This is a genomic window from Mesorhizobium sp. RCAM 05104 (assembly GCF_059683645.1).
The window spans coordinates 3,588,811-3,605,251 of record NZ_CM185033.1; the positions used below are offsets into that span (position 1 = coordinate 3,588,811).

18 protein-coding genes and 1 riboswitch are annotated in these 16,441 nt (G+C 63.5%); of the genes, 9 read left to right on the forward strand and 9 right to left on the reverse strand.

Features of this window, described 5'->3' with window-relative positions; all coding sequences use genetic code 11:
* The first annotated feature begins 153 nt into the window (after positions 1–153).
* From AC56QP_RS17575 to AC56QP_RS17595, 5 genes are all read left to right on the forward strand, one after another.
* Positions 154–1,320: a diphosphate--fructose-6-phosphate 1-phosphotransferase gene (locus tag AC56QP_RS17575; RefSeq protein WP_489858791.1), complete on the forward strand. Its 1,167-nt coding sequence runs from the start codon at positions 154–156 to the stop codon at positions 1,318–1,320.
* Between the two features lie 35 nt (positions 1,321–1,355).
* Entirely contained in the window at positions 1,356–2,075 is a 720-nt protein-coding gene (locus AC56QP_RS17580; RefSeq protein ID WP_489863572.1) for an MBL fold metallo-hydrolase, read from the forward strand.
* A 263-nt stretch (positions 2,076–2,338) separates the two neighbouring features.
* On the forward strand, positions 2,339–3,859 hold the full coding sequence (locus AC56QP_RS17585) for a DegQ family serine endoprotease (RefSeq protein ID WP_489858790.1): 1,521 nt from the start codon (positions 2,339–2,341) through the stop codon (positions 3,857–3,859).
* Positions 3,860–4,012: 153 nt separating this feature from the next.
* The gene (locus tag AC56QP_RS17590) at positions 4,013–4,624 is read left to right on the forward strand and encodes a molybdopterin-dependent oxidoreductase (RefSeq protein WP_489858789.1); all 612 of its coding nucleotides are present in this window, start codon (positions 4,013–4,015) and stop codon (positions 4,622–4,624) included.
* Positions 4,621–5,367, forward strand: a complete 747-nt coding sequence (locus AC56QP_RS17595; RefSeq protein WP_489858788.1) for an FAD-binding oxidoreductase — start codon at positions 4,621–4,623, stop codon at positions 5,365–5,367. The genes AC56QP_RS17590 and AC56QP_RS17595 overlap by 4 nt, the downstream gene beginning before the upstream one ends.
* A gap of 63 nt (positions 5,368–5,430) precedes the next feature.
* Here AC56QP_RS17595 and AC56QP_RS17600 read toward each other — a convergent pair whose 3' ends face one another.
* The 8 genes from AC56QP_RS17600 to AC56QP_RS17635 all read right to left on the reverse strand — a co-directional run bounded on the left by AC56QP_RS17600 (position 5,431) and on the right by AC56QP_RS17635 (position 13,230).
* The gene (locus AC56QP_RS17600) at positions 5,431–6,906 is read right to left on the reverse strand and encodes a nucleotidyltransferase family protein (protein WP_489858787.1); all 1,476 of its coding nucleotides are present in this window, start codon (positions 6,904–6,906) and stop codon (positions 5,431–5,433) included.
* Positions 6,903–7,580 carry a glycosyltransferase family 2 protein gene (locus AC56QP_RS17605; protein WP_489858786.1) on the reverse strand — a complete coding sequence of 226 codons (678 nt, stop codon included), beginning with the start codon at positions 7,578–7,580 and terminating at the stop codon, positions 6,903–6,905. Before AC56QP_RS17605 ends, AC56QP_RS17600 begins: the two co-directional genes overlap by 4 nt.
* A complete protein-coding gene (locus AC56QP_RS17610) occupies positions 7,580–8,332 on the reverse strand; it encodes a glycosyltransferase family 2 protein (RefSeq protein WP_497100416.1) in 753 nt (250 codons plus the stop codon). The genes AC56QP_RS17605 and AC56QP_RS17610 overlap by 1 nt, the downstream gene beginning before the upstream one ends.
* 55 nt (positions 8,333–8,387) lie before the next feature.
* Positions 8,388–9,140: a glycosyltransferase family 2 protein gene (locus AC56QP_RS17615; RefSeq protein ID WP_489858785.1), complete on the reverse strand. Its 753-nt coding sequence runs from the start codon at positions 9,138–9,140 to the stop codon at positions 8,388–8,390.
* Positions 9,137–10,183 (reverse strand): serine kinase, encoded by a 1,047-nt coding sequence (locus AC56QP_RS17620; protein ID WP_489858784.1) that lies wholly within the window; start codon positions 10,181–10,183, stop codon positions 9,137–9,139. Before AC56QP_RS17620 ends, AC56QP_RS17615 begins: the two co-directional genes overlap by 4 nt.
* A gap of 41 nt (positions 10,184–10,224) precedes the next feature.
* Positions 10,225–10,653: a PqqD family protein gene (locus AC56QP_RS17625; RefSeq protein WP_489858783.1), complete on the reverse strand. Its 429-nt coding sequence runs from the start codon at positions 10,651–10,653 to the stop codon at positions 10,225–10,227.
* 151 nt (positions 10,654–10,804) lie between these two features.
* A complete protein-coding gene (locus AC56QP_RS17630; protein WP_489858782.1) occupies positions 10,805–11,905 on the reverse strand; it encodes an FAD-binding oxidoreductase in 1,101 nt (366 codons plus the stop codon).
* A 77-nt stretch (positions 11,906–11,982) separates the two neighbouring features.
* Positions 11,983–13,230 (reverse strand): aromatic ring-hydroxylating oxygenase subunit alpha, encoded by a 1,248-nt coding sequence (locus AC56QP_RS17635; RefSeq protein ID WP_489858781.1) that lies wholly within the window; start codon positions 13,228–13,230, stop codon positions 11,983–11,985.
* 115 nt (positions 13,231–13,345) lie between these two features.
* A riboswitch (cobalamin riboswitch) is annotated at positions 13,346–13,548 on the reverse strand.
* A gap of 511 nt (positions 13,549–14,059) precedes the next feature.
* Between AC56QP_RS17635 and AC56QP_RS17640 the strand changes: the two genes are divergently transcribed.
* The 4 genes from AC56QP_RS17640 (at position 14,060) to AC56QP_RS17655 (ending at position 15,117) form a co-directional block, all read left to right on the forward strand.
* Positions 14,060–14,260 carry a DUF680 domain-containing protein gene (locus tag AC56QP_RS17640; protein WP_091586243.1) on the forward strand — a complete coding sequence of 67 codons (201 nt, stop codon included), beginning with the start codon at positions 14,060–14,062 and terminating at the stop codon, positions 14,258–14,260.
* Positions 14,261–14,331: 71 nt separating this feature from the next.
* Positions 14,332–14,541: a DUF680 domain-containing protein gene (locus tag AC56QP_RS17645; RefSeq protein WP_489858780.1), complete on the forward strand. Its 210-nt coding sequence runs from the start codon at positions 14,332–14,334 to the stop codon at positions 14,539–14,541.
* Positions 14,542–14,613: 72 nt separating this feature from the next.
* Positions 14,614–14,817 carry a DUF680 domain-containing protein gene (locus tag AC56QP_RS17650; RefSeq protein WP_489858779.1) on the forward strand — a complete coding sequence of 68 codons (204 nt, stop codon included), beginning with the start codon at positions 14,614–14,616 and terminating at the stop codon, positions 14,815–14,817.
* Between the two features lie 63 nt (positions 14,818–14,880).
* Positions 14,881–15,117 carry a DUF680 domain-containing protein gene (locus AC56QP_RS17655; protein WP_091586240.1) on the forward strand — a complete coding sequence of 79 codons (237 nt, stop codon included), beginning with the start codon at positions 14,881–14,883 and terminating at the stop codon, positions 15,115–15,117.
* A gap of 189 nt (positions 15,118–15,306) precedes the next feature.
* On the opposite strand, the gene AC56QP_RS17660 is transcribed toward AC56QP_RS17655, so the two are convergent.
* Positions 15,307–16,419 carry an ABC transporter ATP-binding protein gene (locus tag AC56QP_RS17660; RefSeq protein ID WP_489858777.1) on the reverse strand — a complete coding sequence of 371 codons (1,113 nt, stop codon included), beginning with the start codon at positions 16,417–16,419 and terminating at the stop codon, positions 15,307–15,309.
* Positions 16,420–16,441: the final 22 nt, after the last annotated feature.

A 16,441-nucleotide genomic window follows, 5' to 3' on the forward strand; every position in this document is an offset into this window, starting at 1 on the left:
CTTTTTGAGCCCGATCTCTCGTGAAAGCCGGCTGCCAGCCTCGGGTCAGGCCCGAGGGCAGGCTTTTCGGGACCATGCTCTGGTTCTCCCGTTGCGCGATGGCGAAAGACAGGCGAATGTGCCTGCGAATTCACCGCTCGGGAGACGTCAGGAATGGCCGGAACTTTTGTTATCGCGCAGGGCGGCGGCCCGACCGCCGTCATCAACCAGACCGTTGTGGGGGCGACGCTGGAGATCCGCAAGCGGCATCCCGGCGCCAAGGTCCTAGGCTCGATCCATGGTGTGCGCGGCATCCGTGACGGCAATTATGTCGACCTCTCCGCCATTCCCGAGGACCGGTTGCGGCTGATTGCCGGCACCCCCAGTGCCGCCCTTGGCTCGACGCGCGACAAGCCGGACGCGGCCTATTGCGACGTCATCCTCAACGGATTGAAGAAGGCCGGTGCGGACGCCTTCATCTATATCGGCGGCAACGACACGTCGGGCACGCAGCAAATCCTGACCGATGCCGCCGGCGGCAAGATCGCCTTTGTCCATGCGCCGAAAACCATCGACAATGATCTCGAGGAGAACGACCACACGCCGGGCTTCATTTCGGCGGCCGAGTTTGTCGCTGGCGCCTTCCTGTCCGTCGATCTCGATTTTCGCGCTCTGCCCGGCATCTATGTCGGCATCGTCATGGGCCGGCATGCCGGCTTCCTCACCGCGGCGGCCGCGGCCTGGCAACTCGACCAGGACAGCGGGCCGCATCTTGTCTATGTGCCCGAGCGTCCGTTCTCGGCTGCCGGCTTCATCGACGACGTGCGCGCCGCGCTCGACCGCCACAAGCGCTGCATCGTCGCCGTGTCGGAAGGTGTCAGCACGGCCGACGGCAAGGCGCTGGTCGAAAGCCTGGTGCCGCCGGACAAGCTGGAACGCGACGCGCATGGCAACGTCAAGCTGTCGGGCAGCGACCTGCCGGCGGCGCTCGAGCGCGCGCTGGCTGAGGGCCTGCCGGGCAAGCGGGCCCGCGTCGACGCGCTCGGCTATATGCCGCGTGGCTATGTCGGCGCCATCAGCGCGGTCGACGCGCAGGAAGCCTTCGACGCCGGCGCTTTCGCCATCACCGTCGCCGAACAGGGCGGCGGCTCGGTGGCGCTGCAATATGACGGCAGCAAAACGGTGCTGAAGAAGGTGCCGTTGAAGAACGTTGCCGGCAAGACCCGCCACATGCCGGACGATTTCATGCAGCCCGATGTCAATCAGCTGTCCGAGGCAGGCATGGCCTACCTCAAGCGGCTGGTGCCGGAAAAATACAAGATCGGGAAGCCGTTCGTCTGATGCCGGGCTCAGACCTGATGCCAGGCTCACGCGTGATGCCCGACTGGTTCAGCAAGAGCATCGTCGACGACAAGACGACGATGCTGACCGAGCCGTTCGTGCACGCCTATGTGCGCGCCAACATCTGGCACCTGCGTGGCCGCGACGCCGACCTTCTGGTCGACACCGGCATGGGCATCTGCCCGCTGGCGCCGGAAATCGAGACGCAGCAGGGCAAGCCGCTTCTGGTCGTCGCCACGCACATTCATCTCGACCATGTCGGCTCGCTGCACGAATTCCCGTTGCGAGCCGGGCCGAGGATGAGTGCGGCGCAGTTCGAGAGCATGGATGAGGCGGCGACCTACGCCTACATGTTCCACGATCTCGAAGGCGCTGTCTCAAAGTTACCCGAGCCGGATTGGAGAGCCGCCGATTACAAGATTCCGTCCGCGCCCTTGACGCGGACCCTGGACGAGGGCGACGTGGTCGACCTCGGCGACCGCCAGTTCCGCGTGCTGCACCTGCCCGGGCATTCGCCGGATTCGATCGCGCTGTACGACGAGGCCGACGGTCTGTTCTTCAGCGGCGACGCCATCTACGACGACAGGCTGATCGACGATCTGCCGGATTCCGACCGCACTGCCTATCGCCACACGATGCAGCGCTTGCTCGACCTGCCGATCCGCATCGGCCACGGCGGTCACGGACCAAGCTTCGATGGCAAGCGCATGCGTGAGATTGCCACGGCCTATCTGCAGCGAACCTGCGGGATCTGATGCCTCGCGGGGCCGAAAAGTCGGGCCTGACCTGTCGCTTGACGACCTTGTGACAGGCCGCTGGCCGGAAATTAAATCTTCGTAAGGTCGCCCGAAAACCCTAAATCGGGCCAATCAGCGTCCTAGATGCAGGGTTGTCGATCCGGTCGGCTGCCATGCTAGGCGAGACGGGCAATGCGACCTTCGACACGCCGGATGACCGGGTTTCCCCGCATGGGGAAGAGGCCACGGCGCTGGATCAACTCTCGCCCGGACAAACGACCATGTCAGATATCCTTCGCAGGCATCGCGTCGCGGCCTTGCTGGGCGCTGCGCTGATCATATCCCCCTTCGTCGTGTCTTTCGCCCAAAGTGCGGGCAACACCGTTCCGACAACCCAGACACCTGTCGCCGGCATTACCGCGCCCAACGGCTCGTTCGCTCCCATCGTGGCAGCCGACAAGCCGGCGGTGGTGACGATTACCACCGTCATGAAAGCATCGCCGGCAAGTGGCGATGACAGCACACCTCTCGGCAACTCGCCGTTCGACGACTATTTCCGCCAGTTCTTCGGTGACCAGGGCATGCCGGCCCCACGCACACCGCCGCAGCAGCAGGAGCAACGCGCGGAGGCGCTCGGCTCCGGCTTCATCGTCGCCGCCGACGGCACCATCGTCACCAACAATCACGTCGTCGATGGCGCCTCTTCGATCAAGGTGACGCTCGACGACGGCACTGAACTTCCCGCCAAGCTCGTCGGCAGCGATGCCAAGAACGATCTCGCCGTGCTCAAGATCAAGGCCGGCAAGCCGTTGCCGACGGTCAAATGGGGTGACTCCGACAAGTTGATGACCGGCGACCAGGTGCTCGCCATCGGCAATCCGTTCGGCATCGGCACAACGGTGACCGCAGGCATCGTTTCGGCACGCGGCCGCGATCTGCACAGCGGACCGTTTGATGATTTCATCCAGATCGACGCTCCGATCAACCATGGCAATTCCGGCGGCCCGCTGGTGGATGTGAACGGCAATGTCGTCGGCATCAACGCGGCGATCTATTCGCCCAATGGCGGCAGCGTCGGCGTCGGCTTCGCCATTCCATCCGACCAGGCCCAGAAGGTGGTTGCCAAGCTGCAGAAGGGCGGCTCGATCCAGTACGGCTATCTCGGTGTCGAAATCCAGCCGGTTACCCCGGATGTGGCGAGCGCCGTCGGCCTCGACCATCCTGGCGGGGCATTGGTTTCGCAGGTCAATGACGGCTCGCCGGCCGCCAGGGCCGGCGTCGAAACCGGCGACGTCATCACTGGCTTTGCCGGGCAAGACGTCAAGGATCCCAAGGACCTGTCGCGGGCCGTCGCCGACGTCGCACCCGGCGCCAGGGAGCCACTCGACGTCTGGCGCAAGGGCAAGGCGGTGCGGATCTCCGTCGATGTCGGCCAAAACAGCGATGATGTGAAGACCGCGTCGGTGACCGACGGCTCCGGTGTACCCGGGCAAGGCAATCGGGCTCCCGCGATCGGCCTCGGCCTGATGGACATCACGCCCGACATTCGCCAGCAGCTGAACCTCTCCGACAACCAGCACGGCGCGGTTGTTGCCAGCGTCAGTCCCGACAAGGCGGCCGCGGCGTCGGGTATCGAGCCCGGCGACGTCATCGTTGCCGTCAATCAGGTGCCGGTGAAGAACGCCAGGCAGGTCACCCAGGCGATTGCCCAGGCCGGCAAGTCCGGCAGGAAATCGGTGCTGTTGCTGGTGGAACGCGACGGTGGCCAGATTTATGTCGCGGTGCCGTTTGCCAATGGCTGACATGGGGCGCTGAACTGGGCGCGGGAACGGCAGGGCTCGTCGGACCAAGGACGAACCCTCCGCCCGTGCGTCAAGATTTCGGTTGCCCGCCACGGTATCTTCGAGAACATTGTGCAGGGCTGACAGATGGCCTGACACAGAGGGATTGCCGCAATGGTCACCCGAGGTTTTCTTTCTGGGCGGCGCCCACCGACCGACGGCGATGCGCGCATCCCGCCCGGGCAATATCTCGAGCAGGGATTTCCGGTCCTGTCGGCTGGTCCGACGCCGCGCGTGCGCACCGAGGACTGGTCGTTCACGCTGAAGCATGGGCCGCGGCCGATCAAGAAATGGAATTGGGCCGAGTTCAACGCGCTGCCTTTGACCAAGATGACGCGAGACATCCATTGCGTGACCGCGTGGACCAAGTTCGACACCCCGTGGCAGGGCGTGCTGGTCGACGATATCCTTGCCGATGCCGGCCTGGAGCCGCCGACCGATTTCGCGCTGGCGCATGCGTTCGACGGCTACACCACCAATGTGCCGGTAAAGGACCTGACCGCTGGCAAGGCGATGGTGGCGCTGCTTTACGAGGGCAAGCCGATCGCCCCGGACCATGGCGGTCCGGCGCGGCTGCTCGTTCCGCATCTCTATTTCTGGAAGTCGGCCAAATGGTTGAACGGCTTGCAGTTCACGACGCGTGACGAGCCCGGCTTCTGGGAATTGCGCGGCTATCACATCTATGGCGACCCCTGGCGCGAACAGCGCTATACGGAAGACCCATGAGCGAAGCGCTGGCGGTCCAGTCGCCCTGGCAGACAGCCGGGATCGTCCGCATCGAAAAGCGCACGCCGCGTGTCACCAGCTTCTTCTTCCGGCTGTCGCGGCCCTTCGCCTATCGAGCCGGGCAGCATGTCGATGTCAGGCTGACGGCGCCGGATGGTTATCAGGCGCGCCGCTCCTATTCCATCGCCTCCGCGCCCAGGACGGACGGGGCGATCGAGCTGGCGATCGAGAAACTCGATGATGGCGAGGTCTCGCCCTTCTTCCATGAGGTGGCCGCGGTTGGCGACGAGGTCGAACTGCGTGGGCCGCTCGGCGGGCATTTCGTCTGGCCCGATGACGACGGTGGGCCGCTTCTGCTGGTCGGCGGCGGCTCGGGCGTCGTGCCATTGATGTCGATGGTCCGCCATCGCGCCGCCCGAAAATCGACGGTGCCCGTCGTCCTGGTCTTTTCGGCGCGGGTCTGGGAGGAAGTGATCTTTCGTGACGAGCTGATCGGCCTCGACGACCGCGAGGACGGCTTCGGCCTGATGCTGACCCTGACGCGCGAAGCCGCGCGCCGGCCGGCCGACTATTCGCGACGGGTGGACGTCGCGATGATGGTGCAAGCCATGGCCCGGCTGCCCGAGCCGCCGAGGATCGCCTTCGTCTGCGGCTCCAACGCCTTCGTTTCGGCTGCCGCCCAGGCGCTGATCGACGCCGGCGTGGCGGCGGAAATCATTCGCACCGAACGCTACGGGGTCTGAAGGAGTGTCGCCTCGGAGGTTGCGCTTGTCGTTTTCGACGCGTGCTTCTCGTCCCCGCCGGTCTCAGCCAACCGGCGAGAATTCTGCCGACAGCAATTGGAAAGGCAGTGCGCCATAGACGGCGACGGCGGCCGCGTCATTCCATTCGCGAAACTGCCGCGACGGCCGCGCCGCCAGCGTCAAGGCCTGTCCTGAGCCGTCCAGCCTCACCTTGCCGCGAAAATGCAGCACCCTTTCCTTGCCGGATCGGCTGATGACCATGGCACGCAGGCGAGCAACATGGTCGTCACCGGCATTGATCTCCATCTCGATGCGGCGCCGGACCGGTGGGACACTGATTCTGACGGCGATGTCGAGCATCATGTCCCCCGTCGTTCGCGGACAGGGGATGGCCTGTGAAAACACCAATGGCGACGCCGCGTCCGGTGGCCTGCGCCCAGCCGACCTGCCGCGCCAGGCCTTGGCCGGCGGCTCCTGTTGCAGCCGGCCGCTCTTTCGTTGCAGCCGCAATTGCTTGGCAAGGCCACGCGACAGCCAGACCAGCCTGCCGAAATCAGTTCGCGGCTTGGCCTGCAGCACGGCTGACCAGCGCGAAAGGCCAGCGCGGTCGGCCATCTCCAGCACGCGCGCCAGCACCTCATCCGGCACCGCCACGCCGATACCCAGCGCAAGGTAGGAGAGCGCCACCGCGGCGGCAACGGCAAGGCCGCGCCTGGTGACAATATCGAGGAACACGTCCCAGTCGACATTGCCGTCTCGGATAGCCACGGCGCAATCGACCAGCCAGTCGCTGTGCGTGTGGGCATCAAGCCCGCCATGCGCGATGGCCAGCGCGATGCGGTCGGCAGGCGACGGCACCAGCACGCTGACGCCGCTGAACACGCCGGCCGCGGCTCTGCGCCAGATAGCAAGGTCGTCTTCGTTGCTTTGCTGCGAACCATCATAGGCGAGCTGGTGCAGGTCGATGTCGCCGAAACTGCCCTTGAAGAAATTCATAGAACGCAGCGACGCCAGTCTTGTCCGCAGATATTGCGGGCTAACACCCGAGGCGATCTGCCAGTCGCGGTCGCGCAGCACGTCGAAGGCCGTCTGCATGTCCTGCGGCCGTACCAATATGTCGATGTCGTGCGCCACGCGGCCACGCTGCGCCGACGCGTTCAAGGCGATGCGGCTGGCGCCCTTGATCAGCATCACCATGCATCCGGCATCAGCCATCGCCTCGAGCGCCGGTTCGGCCTCGCGCATGGCCATGCGCGACTTGGTCCACAGCATCTTCTGCAGGCCTACGAGGCGCGGATAAGCGGAATGGCCGGCGAGCTTCCTGCCGAACCTGTCGGAGATGGCAGCAAGCAGCCGGTGCTCCCGGAAGGCGACAAGGTCGATGTCGTTCTCGTCCAGCCAGCGCGCTGCGCAAGCAGCGGCGGCGTCCTCGTCGGAAAGAAGCGCCGCCTTGAGCAGCTGATCGAGCCCACCGGTCGGCCAGGACCAGCCATAGTCCGGAAAGCGGCGGCCGATGCGGCGAACTGCCTTGGCCTTCAACGGGGGCGAGCCTTGTTCTGGGCGCGCCGCTGCATGGCGAGCCTTGCCACCTGGAGATAGCCGCGGTCGCGTGCCGGATCGCGCCCATAGGAGAGACTGCCTGGCCTGATGCGGCGCAGCGCCAGCGCCTCGTCCAGCATGTCAAGGACGAAACCGGCTTCACGCGCGCGGGCGATCCAGTCGATCATCTCTCCGCGACCACCCGGCGGATCGACGATTGGTCCGACGGTCTCGGCCACCTCGCGTCGGATCATCATGGTGGTCCGCGACCAGCCAGGCAGGGCCGCGGCCTCGGGCGCGTCGGGCTGGTCGTTGCGGAAATTACGCCAATGGCAGAAAACCCCGAATGTCGCGGGAGATCCCTCGAGATGCGCGAGTTGCCTTTCGATCTTGTCCGACAGCCACAGATCGTCCGCGTCGAGCGTCGCGATGAATGGCGTCGACAGCGCCGCAATGCCCCGGGTCGTGGCGCTGCCGGGCCCGGCATTGTCCTGGCGCAACAGCTTGACCGGCAGGTTCATCGTCTTGATCACCGCGACCGTGTCGTCGGTCGAGCCGTCGTCGACGACGATGATGGTCTCGGGCTTGACCGACTGGGCCACGACCGATCGCAGGGTTTCAGCGATGGTGCCGGCTGCATTGAAGGCTGGGATGACGACGCCGTATCCGCTCATCACATGAAATGCCAGTCAGCGAGAGGCCTGAGATCGAAGATGCCCTCGATTCGACGCCGGGACGGATCTGCCTTGCGGCGGTTCATCGATTTGTAGATAGCGCGCATGAATTCACGGGACTGGACGTCGGTCTGTCGGGTCATGTTGCCGGGATGGCGTCTGTAGTAGAGGGCCACTGTCTCCGGCATCGCATATCTTGGCCGGCTTTCAAAGGTGCGCAGCAGGTAGTCGGTGTCCTCCGCCTGATGGAAGGCTTCGTCGAAACCACCGATACGTTCGACAAGCCGGCGCGAAAAGATCGCCGCCGACAGATGGATGCCCCGAACCGTGATGCTGTTGCTGTTGGTTGCCGGCTCCAGGCGCTCGTCGTCGATCTCGTCGACAAGCATCATTTTTGAATAGGTGAGATCCAGGTCCGGATCGTTCCGGAAGAGTTCGATATCGGCCTCGAAGCGTCCCGCGGGGGAAATGTCGTCCGAATCGAGAAAGGACACCAGGTCCGTGTCCGGCTCGAGCAGCCCGAGTCCGGTATTGCGCGTCCGGGTCACACCCAGGTTGGGCTGCTGGAACAGGCGGATGCAGGGGTTTTCATCCATCACCGAGCGCACGACTTCGGCAGATCCGTCTGTCGAGCCATCATCGATGACGATGATGTCGAGATCGGCTGCATTGCGTTGTCTCAACAGCGAGCGCAGGGCCGCGCCGACAAAGGCCTCGCGGTTGTAGACGGGCATGATCACGCTCAGCCTCATTGATGGCTCCACGACTGTTCCGGGCTTGGCTGATCCGAACCGATGGTGTCCGGCATCACAGCATCTGCCAGTTTGCCGGGCTCTTCAGTTCGAAGATGCCCTGGACCTCATGTAAAGACGGGTCGGCCTTGCGCCGCCGCATCGACTTGTGGATGGCACGCAAATGGTTGCGGACCCTGCCGCTCTGTTCCTTGGTGACGTTGCCAGCGTGGCGCCGGTAGTAGATCGCGACGGCATCCAGCAATTCGTAGTTCGGATCCATTTCGAAAACACGCAGCAGGTAGTCGGTGTCCTCTGCTTGTTCGAAATCCTCGTCGAACTGGCCCGTCCGGTCGACAAGTGCCCTGCGGAACACGGCGGTGCTCAGCGAAATTCCCCGAAGCGTCATGGTACGGCTGTCGGCCGCCGGCTCAAGCCTCTCGTCATCAATCCGGTCGGCCAGCGTCATCAGCGAATAGGTCAATTCGAGGCGGGGGTCGGCCGTGAAGCACGCAAGATCCCGCTTGAAGCGTCCCGCCAGCGAGATATCGTCCGAATCCAGGAACGACACGAACCCGGCGTCCGGCGGCAGGTGCCGCAGCCCGGCGTTGCGCGCCCTGGCGACGCCCATATTGGCCTGCTGGAACAGGCGGATGCAGGGCGTCTTGCGCATCATCGAGCGTACGGCCTGCGCCGAACCGTCGGTCGAGCCGTCATCGATGACGATGATGTCGAGGTCGAGGTCGTCGCGCTGCCGCACCAGCGAGCGCAATGCCGAAACGACATAGCGCTCGCGATTGTGGACGGGCATGATCACGCTCAGTTTCACGAAGCGCCCCGCGCGAGGAAATCCGCGACCGTGCCGGCGATCTCCTGCGGCTGCGTCCCCAGCGACAGACGGCAGCACGGCAGCAGGCGGGTGAGATCGCTGAAGAAGCGAAAGCCGCTTTCCCGCTCGCCCGGCATCTGTGCTATCCCGGACGGCGCCAATGCAATCATGGCATCCTTGCGCGACATTGGCATGATCGAGCTCGCCTCGCCACCGCTGATATGTGGCACCACCAGCGCAACGATGTCCAGCGTTGCGGGCACCGGCCGAGGCGCGATGTCGCCAATGTGAAAGGCGTGCTTGCCCTGCCAGTTGAGCGGACCGTCGGCCAGCCGGCGCTTCAGCCCGAGCCGCGCAAACCCTTGGGGGTCTTGCTTCAGGGTCGAAAACAGCGGGCGGGCCGTAACGCCGTTGGAGAGGTCGATCAGCACATAGTCGTCGCCGACGCTGTCCAGCCCGTTGAGGAGGCCGGCAGCGACGGTCCCGGATTTTCCGGCGCCACCCGCGCCGGCAAGCAGAACGCCCTTGCCGTTGGTGCCAAGCGTGCCAGCATGGGCAAGCCGCATGCCGCGTGCCGCATATTCCCAGTGCAGGAAGGCGCGCAGCGGCGCGCCAGGTTCCCAGGGCGGAAAGGCGTCGGCCGAGGCCATCAGTTGCACGCCAACGCGACGTTGCGGATCGTAGAACTGCCAGAAATCGAGATCGTGGAAATGGTGGCCGCGCAAGCCGGCCTCGGCGAGGCGCTTGGCAAAGCCGTGTTCGGTGAAATGCGCGTCGCCCCATCGTGCCGGCCCAGGGATGCCGTGGATGCCCGGGTGAGCAACAAAAATGCTGCAGCTGGAGCTTTCCGGTTGATCACCCCTGCTCTCGACAAAAGCATGGCCGAGCGCATCCGCCAGTACACCGGGACCGAGATGCGCGGTCAGTTCCAGCCAGGGCAGGCGGATCTTTCGCGTGACCGGATAGGACGCGGACGCGCCTTCGGCAGCGGCGATGAGATACCGGGCGTAGTCGGGCAAGGTTTCGAGGGTAACGCGCGACATGGCCAGGTCCAGCGCCCCTCTATCGCGGATGCGACTGCTTGTCAGGATGCCTGCTTGACCGCCGGCCAGCCCAGCGGTTCCTCGACTTCATGGATGGGATCCACGATGATGAGGTCGGCGAGGTCGTCGTGGACACTCACGTTGAGCGGCTCGCTCGTGGCCGCAAGCTCGGCAAGCAGGTCGCCCGGCAGCGACCGCGCCGGGACGTCGGAACGCGTCAGGAGCCGCAGTTCGACCAATTGCGATATGAAGCCGTCGAGCTCAGCCGGGCCTATTGTCGAGGCGCCGGCGGTCAGCCCGATCAGGGCCTGGGCATCGACGCCGGACGAGAGCGCCTGCCAGATCCTGCTGCCTGAATCGGAAAAACCGAAATATTTCCCACTCGAAAGATCGAGCACCACGGCCTCGCCGTCGAAGGACTCAAAGACAACGTCCTTGCTCGCGATTGTGTAGACATCGGCATGGCGCATCGTTCTTGGTCCCCGCAGCTTGCGCGACCAATCACCGGTCGGCGTGGTCGCTCCCCAACAACGCCTGTAAACACTCGGTTCTTCCTTGGCAAGTCAACGTGCGTCGGCGCGGCGTCGACCATTTTTGGGGAGCAGTCTGGCTCCGAGTGGATCACGCCTCGATTTCGAGCGCCGAAAGCGGCTTGGAGCAGCAGGCGAGGATAAAGCCGTCGTCGATCTCATGATCGAGGATACCGCCATTGTGGCTCATCTCGACGGTGCCCGCGACCTTCTTCACCTTGCAGGTTCCGCACAGGCCGAACTCGCAGGCGGCGGGGATACGCACGCCCGAAGCCCGCGCCGTCTGCAGCACGGTCTGGCCGGCGACGCATTCGGCATCGACATCCGAAAGCGAGAAGCGGATCGGCGTGGCGGCTTCGACGGGAACCGCGGTGCCGTCCCGCGCCTGCGCAGCGAACGGCGCCGGGATCTCCTCCACAACGGGCGCCGCGAAGCTCTCCTGATGGTATTTCGTCATATCGAAGCCGGCGGCTTCCAGCATGCCGCGCACGGCGCGCATGAAGGGATCGGGGCCGCAGCAGAAGATTTCGCGCTCGCGGAAATCAGGCGCCAACAATGGCAGCCGGATCGCGTCGATGCGGCCCATGTGGCCGAACCAGCCCTCGCGGCTCGACCGCTCCTCGATCATGAAGCCGAGCGACAGGCCGGGCATGCGGCTGCCGAGCAGTTCGAGCTCCTTGCGGAAAATGATCTCTTCCGGACGACGCGCACAGTTGACGAAGCCGACATCGGTCCATGGCGCGCAGTCGTTGAGCCAGCGCAGCATCGACATCATCGGCGTCACGCCGGAGCCGGCCGAAATGAACAAATATTTGGCCGCCGGGTGGCTGTGCAGCGAGAAGTCGCCGGCCGGCCCATAGGCCTTGACATGGGTGCCGGGCGCCAGATGATCGAACATCCAGCGTGTGCCGATGCTGCCCGCTTGTGCCTTCACCGTCACCGCGATCGAGAACGGCCGCGACGGCGAGGACGACAGCGTGTAGGTGCGCATCAGCGGCCCCTCGACGGTGGGCAGCTCCAACGTCACGAACTGGCCAGGCTTGTAGCGGAACCAGGTCTGGTTGTCGGAGCGGAAGGTGAAGGTCTTTACGTCAGGGGCCTCGTCGGCGACGCCGATCACTTCCAGCACCTGGAGCCTGTCGTTCCAGGGCGCCATCTCGTCGAGATGGCGATAGAGGCCAAGATCCGTCATCGCATTCATCCTCTTGTCCCTTTTGTTCCGTGCATGGCGTGAGCCCAAAACCGCTGCGCGCTTTTGGGCGCCATGCGCTAGGCGACGCTGCGCAGGGCCGGCCGGCCGTCTCCGGCAAGGCGTGGCCCGATGAAGCGTGCGTACCAGTCGACGAACTGGATCACGCCGCCCTCATGCATCTCCGAATAGGGGCCTGGTTCGTAGGCCGGCGACAGGATACCGAAGGCGTTTTCCTCGACGATGCGGCGGTCCTGGTCATTGGTCTCGGTCCACACATGGGTGAGTTCGGCGAGATCGTAATCGACACCTTCGACCGCATCCTTGTGCACCAGCCATTTGGTCGTCACCGCGGTTTCCGTGGCGCTGATCGGCAGCACGCGGAAGGTCACCGCATGGTCGATGAGGATGTGGTTCCACGTCGTCGGATAGTGATAGTGCATCAAAGTGCCGATGCGGTCGGCGGAGACGGTGTCGGACAGGTTCTTCTTCACCGCCCGCTTGCCGGTCATCGTGTAGCTGACGGCATCGCGCAACAGCGGCGCGCGGGTGGCGCGGTACTGCCCGGCCGGATCGATGCGAAACTTGCTCGGCAGGCCGGCCGCTTCGCATTTCGCCCAGTGCGCAAGCATTTCAGGGTCGCTGTCGGCGCCTTGCACGCCGGTCACCGTCGGTGCTTCCGGGAAGGTCTTGCAGAGCTCCGGATGATTGCCGGCGCAATGGTAGCACTCGCGGTTGTTTTCCCAGACCAGCTTCCAGTTGCCCTTCTCGATGATCGTGCTCTCGAAGGCGACTTTTGCCTCGCGCAGCCGGTGCGGCAGCAGATAGGGTTCGATCATCGCCCGCATCGGCGCGAAATCAGCCGGCTCCTTGGCCAGGCAAATGAAGATGTAACCGCCGACGGTCTCGCAGGCGACGGGCTTCAGGCCGAACTGGCTCTTGTCGAAACCGTCGGCCATCTGCCTGGCGAACAGCAGCCTTCCGTCCAGCTCATAGGTCCATTGGTGGTAGGGGCAGACCAGCTTGGCCGCCGTGCCCTTGTCGGAATTGCAGACACGGCTGCCGCGATGGCGGCAGGAATTGTGGAAGCCGTTGATCTTGCCTTGCTGGTCGCGGACGAGGACGACCGGATAGTCACCGATCTGCACGGTGATGTAGCTGCCCGGCTTCGGCAGTTCGCAATCATGGCCGATGAACAGCCAGTCGCGATACCAGATCAGCTCCATGTCGAGCTTGAAATAGTCGGGGTCGGTGTAGAAGGGCTGCTCTAGTGAAAAACCTTGCTTGCGGCCATTCAAGAGCCTCAGCATGTCGTTGCGCGCGTCCATGTCCTGTCCTCACAATCAAGGACTGCATCGGAGGGGAAGAGAGGAAGGATCGGACGCAAGCCGGCAATGTGTCGGACATGCGCTATCCACCTCTTGACCGCCCACCGCGATCAGTCGAGTCTAGACATCTCCGGCTGGTTTCCGGGCTCTGGAGTTGTCCTTGCGGACGATCGCGACACCTTCCCAGGCTTTCGGCCCAGTGGTCTCCCGTTGCGACTTGAACTCCACCACCGTTGCGGGGGCAGCGCCGGATTCTGACCGGCTTCCCAATTCTCCGCCTCGTCGTCACGAAGCGGCACCTGAGATGTCATGATCTAATCACGACGGCGCTTGCGACATCGGCATGAAAGCGACATCGCATCCATGCGGCGCGACACGCGTACGAAACGCCCGGATAGGCGATTGCCGGGCTGAAATCCGATCTCCCCGATTGCCATTCGCCGGCCGCGGTCTTCCCGAATCCGGTCGCTGGCGGAAGCCAAAAACGGTTAACGGTTTCGAAAAGTGACTATTAGCTGCCTCTAAAATCGAACCGAACGGTTCGTTTCTGTTGACGGTGCGTGCAGGACGGTGTGAACGCTGGACCCTGGACACAGTTGGTGATCGGAACGGCGGTTTTATCTAACTAACTGATATAAAACAGAAAAGTACATGGTGTAGAAGGCCCTGGTACAATTTCAAGTGGCAGATTCATGGTCCACACGAAACAACTTCGTGATTGGAAATGGCTGGATGGCTCTCCCACATCGGGGCTGTCCGAACGACGCGAATTCCTTCCAAGACACGCCGCTAGACGGACGGAAATAAGAAGATACTGGAGTACCAAAAAATGAAAAAGATTGTTCTCACTGCCGCCGCCCTTCTGGCCATTTCCGGCAGCGCCTTCGCTAACGGTAGCGATCACTACGGTTCAAATGCCCCGGCAGCCACTGCTGTCGACAGCTCGTACACCGCTTCGATCAAGAAGTCGGAACCGGCTGCTCAGACGCCTGCCCAGGGCAGCGACCGTAACCTCTTCGGCAACAACTAACAGCCGATCGCCAGCAGGCGGCGGGCTTGCCCGCCGTCCTGGCGAAATCCAGAAATTCAGGAGTACTTGAAATGAAGAAGATCATCCTTGCTGCCGCCGCCGTTCTGGCCATCTCCGGCAGCGCCTTCGCCGGCAGCGACAACTTTGGCTCCAATGGCGCCAATCAGCCCGCCGCCACCTCGGTTGACAGCTCGCGCACGGCCTCGATCCAGAAGTCGGCTCCGGCTGAAAAGCAGCCCGTCGTTCAGGGCAGCGACCGTAACCTCTTCGGCAACAACTAACAGCCGATTCCCCAGGTGACGGCGGGTGCGCCCGCCGCCCTGGCGAAATCCAGAAATTCAGGAGTACTTGAAATGAAGAAGATCCTTATCGCCACCGCCGCCCTCCTTGCCATTTCCGGCAGCGCTTTTGCCGGCAGCGACAACTTCGGCTCCAACGGTGCCAACCAGCCTGCCGCCACGGTCGACAGCTCGTATACGGCTTCGATCAAGAAGTCGGAGCCGGCTGCCCAGGCGCCTGCCCAGGGCAGCGACCGTAACCTGTTCGGCAACAACTAACATCCGAAAGCAAGGCGGCGGGCCAGCCCGCCGTCTAGAACTTGAAATACCGGAGTATCAAAAATGAAAAAGATTGTTCTTACTGCCGCCGCACTTCTGATTGCCGCCGGCAGCGCCTATGCCCGCAACGACAATGTTGGCGGCACCGACATCAACAAGCAGGCGACCGTCAACGTGGACACCTCGCATACGGGCTCGATCCGCAACAGCGGCTCGCCTGTCTACAAGCTGCTCAATTCGTCGGGTGACGTAGAGAAGTCCGCCCCCCAGGGCAGCGACCGGAACCTCTTCGGCCACTAGAGCAGTTCACCGTTTCACGGAAACGGCAAACCGCTCTAACTCTTTGTTTTGACGCAATTCCGGACGGAAAACCGTTTCACACTCTTCCTGGAATTGCTCTAACAACCGAACTTGATTCTTGAAAAAAGAGCGGCGGGCCTTGCCCGCCGCTCTTTTTTGTCTCGCCTTGGTCCAGCAGGACAGGCCGCCTCAGGCCGCCTTTGCTTCCGGCTTCTGGAGCGCGAAGGAATGTCCGTCCGCGTCGAAGATGTGCAGGTCCTCGGCGTTGGCGCTCAGCCGCAATATCGAGCCGCGCTTGACCTCGACATTGCCGGGCAGCTTCGTCACCAGCGGCAGATCGGCGCGGCCGATGTCGATGTAGACAAGCTGGACCTCGCCGAGCTGCTCGACATAATCCACCGTCCCCTCGAACAGATAGTCCGCGCCGGTGGCGATGATCAGGTCTTCCGGCCGCACGCCGAAACTCACCGAAGCACCCTTTGCCGAAGCCGGTGTCGAGATCGGCACCGTCGCCTTCCGCCCGCCGACATGGCTGACGACGGTCGGGTTTCCGGTCTTGTCGATGGTCGCCGGCAGGATGTTCATGGCCGGCGAGCCGATGAACTGGGCGACAAACAGGTTGCCGGGCTTCTTGTAGAGGTCCATCGGCGTGCCGACCTGTTCGATATGGCCTTCCTTGAGCACCACGATGCGGTCGGCCAGCGTCATCGCCTCGACCTGGTCGTGGGTGACGTAGATCATGGTCGTGTTGGGCATCGATTCCTTGAGCTTGGCGATCTCGATGCGGGTGGCGACGCGCAGCGCCGCGTCAAGGTTCGACAGCGGCTCGTCGAACAGGAACACTTTCGGATTGCGCACGATGGCGCGGCCGATGGCGACGCGCTGGCGCTGGCCGCCCGACATCGCCTTGGGCAGCCGGTCGAGATATTTGGTCAGCTGCAGGATTTCCGCCGCCTGCCGCACCCGCTTGTCGATCTCGGCCTTGCTTTCCTTGCCGATCTTCATCGAGAACGCCATGTTGTCGTAGACGGTCATGTGCGGATAAAGCGCATAGGACTGGAACACCATGGCGATGCCCCGCTTCGACGGCGGCACGTCATTCACCACCTCGCCGGCGATCTTGAGCTCACCGGAGGTGATTTCCTCGAGCCCGGCGATCGACCGCAGCAAGGTCGACTTGCCGCAGCCGGACGGGCCGACGAAGACGATGAACTCGCCCGACTTTATATCGAGGTCGATGCCGTGGAGAATGTTCAGATTGCCGTAGGACTTCTTCACTTGCCTTAGCGTGACATCGGCCATTGGTTTCCTCCCAGTGATTTGA

Bases quoted from the DNA above. Each gene is read 5' to 3' on its own strand.
- AC56QP_RS17610 (WP_497100416.1), bottom strand. From the start codon at position 8,332: ATGAGGCTGAGCGTGATCATGCCCGTCTACAACCGCGAGGCCTTTGTC.
- AC56QP_RS17660 (WP_489858777.1), bottom strand. From the start codon at position 16,419: ATGGCCGATGTCACGCTAAGGCAAGTGAAGAAGTCCTACGGCAATCTG.
- AC56QP_RS17630 (WP_489858782.1), bottom strand. From the start codon at position 11,905: ATGACGGATCTTGGCCTCTATCGCCATCTCGACGAGATGGCGCCCTGG.
- AC56QP_RS17580 (WP_489863572.1), top strand. From the start codon at position 1,356: ATGCCCGACTGGTTCAGCAAGAGCATCGTCGACGACAAGACGACGATG.
- AC56QP_RS17645 (WP_489858780.1), top strand. From the start codon at position 14,332: ATGAAGAAGATCATCCTTGCTGCCGCCGCCGTTCTGGCCATCTCCGGC.
- AC56QP_RS17635 (WP_489858781.1), bottom strand. From the start codon at position 13,230: ATGGACGCGCGCAACGACATGCTGAGGCTCTTGAATGGCCGCAAGCAA.
- AC56QP_RS17595 (WP_489858788.1), top strand. From the start codon at position 4,621: ATGAGCGAAGCGCTGGCGGTCCAGTCGCCCTGGCAGACAGCCGGGATC.
- AC56QP_RS17625 (WP_489858783.1), bottom strand. From the start codon at position 10,653: ATGCGCCATGCCGATGTCTACACAATCGCGAGCAAGGACGTTGTCTTT.
- AC56QP_RS17590 (WP_489858789.1), top strand. From the start codon at position 4,013: ATGGTCACCCGAGGTTTTCTTTCTGGGCGGCGCCCACCGACCGACGGC.
- AC56QP_RS17650 (WP_489858779.1), top strand. From the start codon at position 14,614: ATGAAGAAGATCCTTATCGCCACCGCCGCCCTCCTTGCCATTTCCGGC.
- AC56QP_RS17575 (WP_489858791.1), top strand. From the start codon at position 154: ATGGCCGGAACTTTTGTTATCGCGCAGGGCGGCGGCCCGACCGCCGTC.
- AC56QP_RS17620 (WP_489858784.1), bottom strand. From the start codon at position 10,183: ATGTCGCGCGTTACCCTCGAAACCTTGCCCGACTACGCCCGGTATCTC.
- AC56QP_RS17640 (WP_091586243.1), top strand. From the start codon at position 14,060: ATGAAAAAGATTGTTCTCACTGCCGCCGCCCTTCTGGCCATTTCCGGC.
- AC56QP_RS17605 (WP_489858786.1), bottom strand. From the start codon at position 7,580: ATGAGCGGATACGGCGTCGTCATCCCAGCCTTCAATGCAGCCGGCACC.
- AC56QP_RS17655 (WP_091586240.1), top strand. From the start codon at position 14,881: ATGAAAAAGATTGTTCTTACTGCCGCCGCACTTCTGATTGCCGCCGGC.
- AC56QP_RS17585 (WP_489858790.1), top strand. From the start codon at position 2,339: ATGTCAGATATCCTTCGCAGGCATCGCGTCGCGGCCTTGCTGGGCGCT.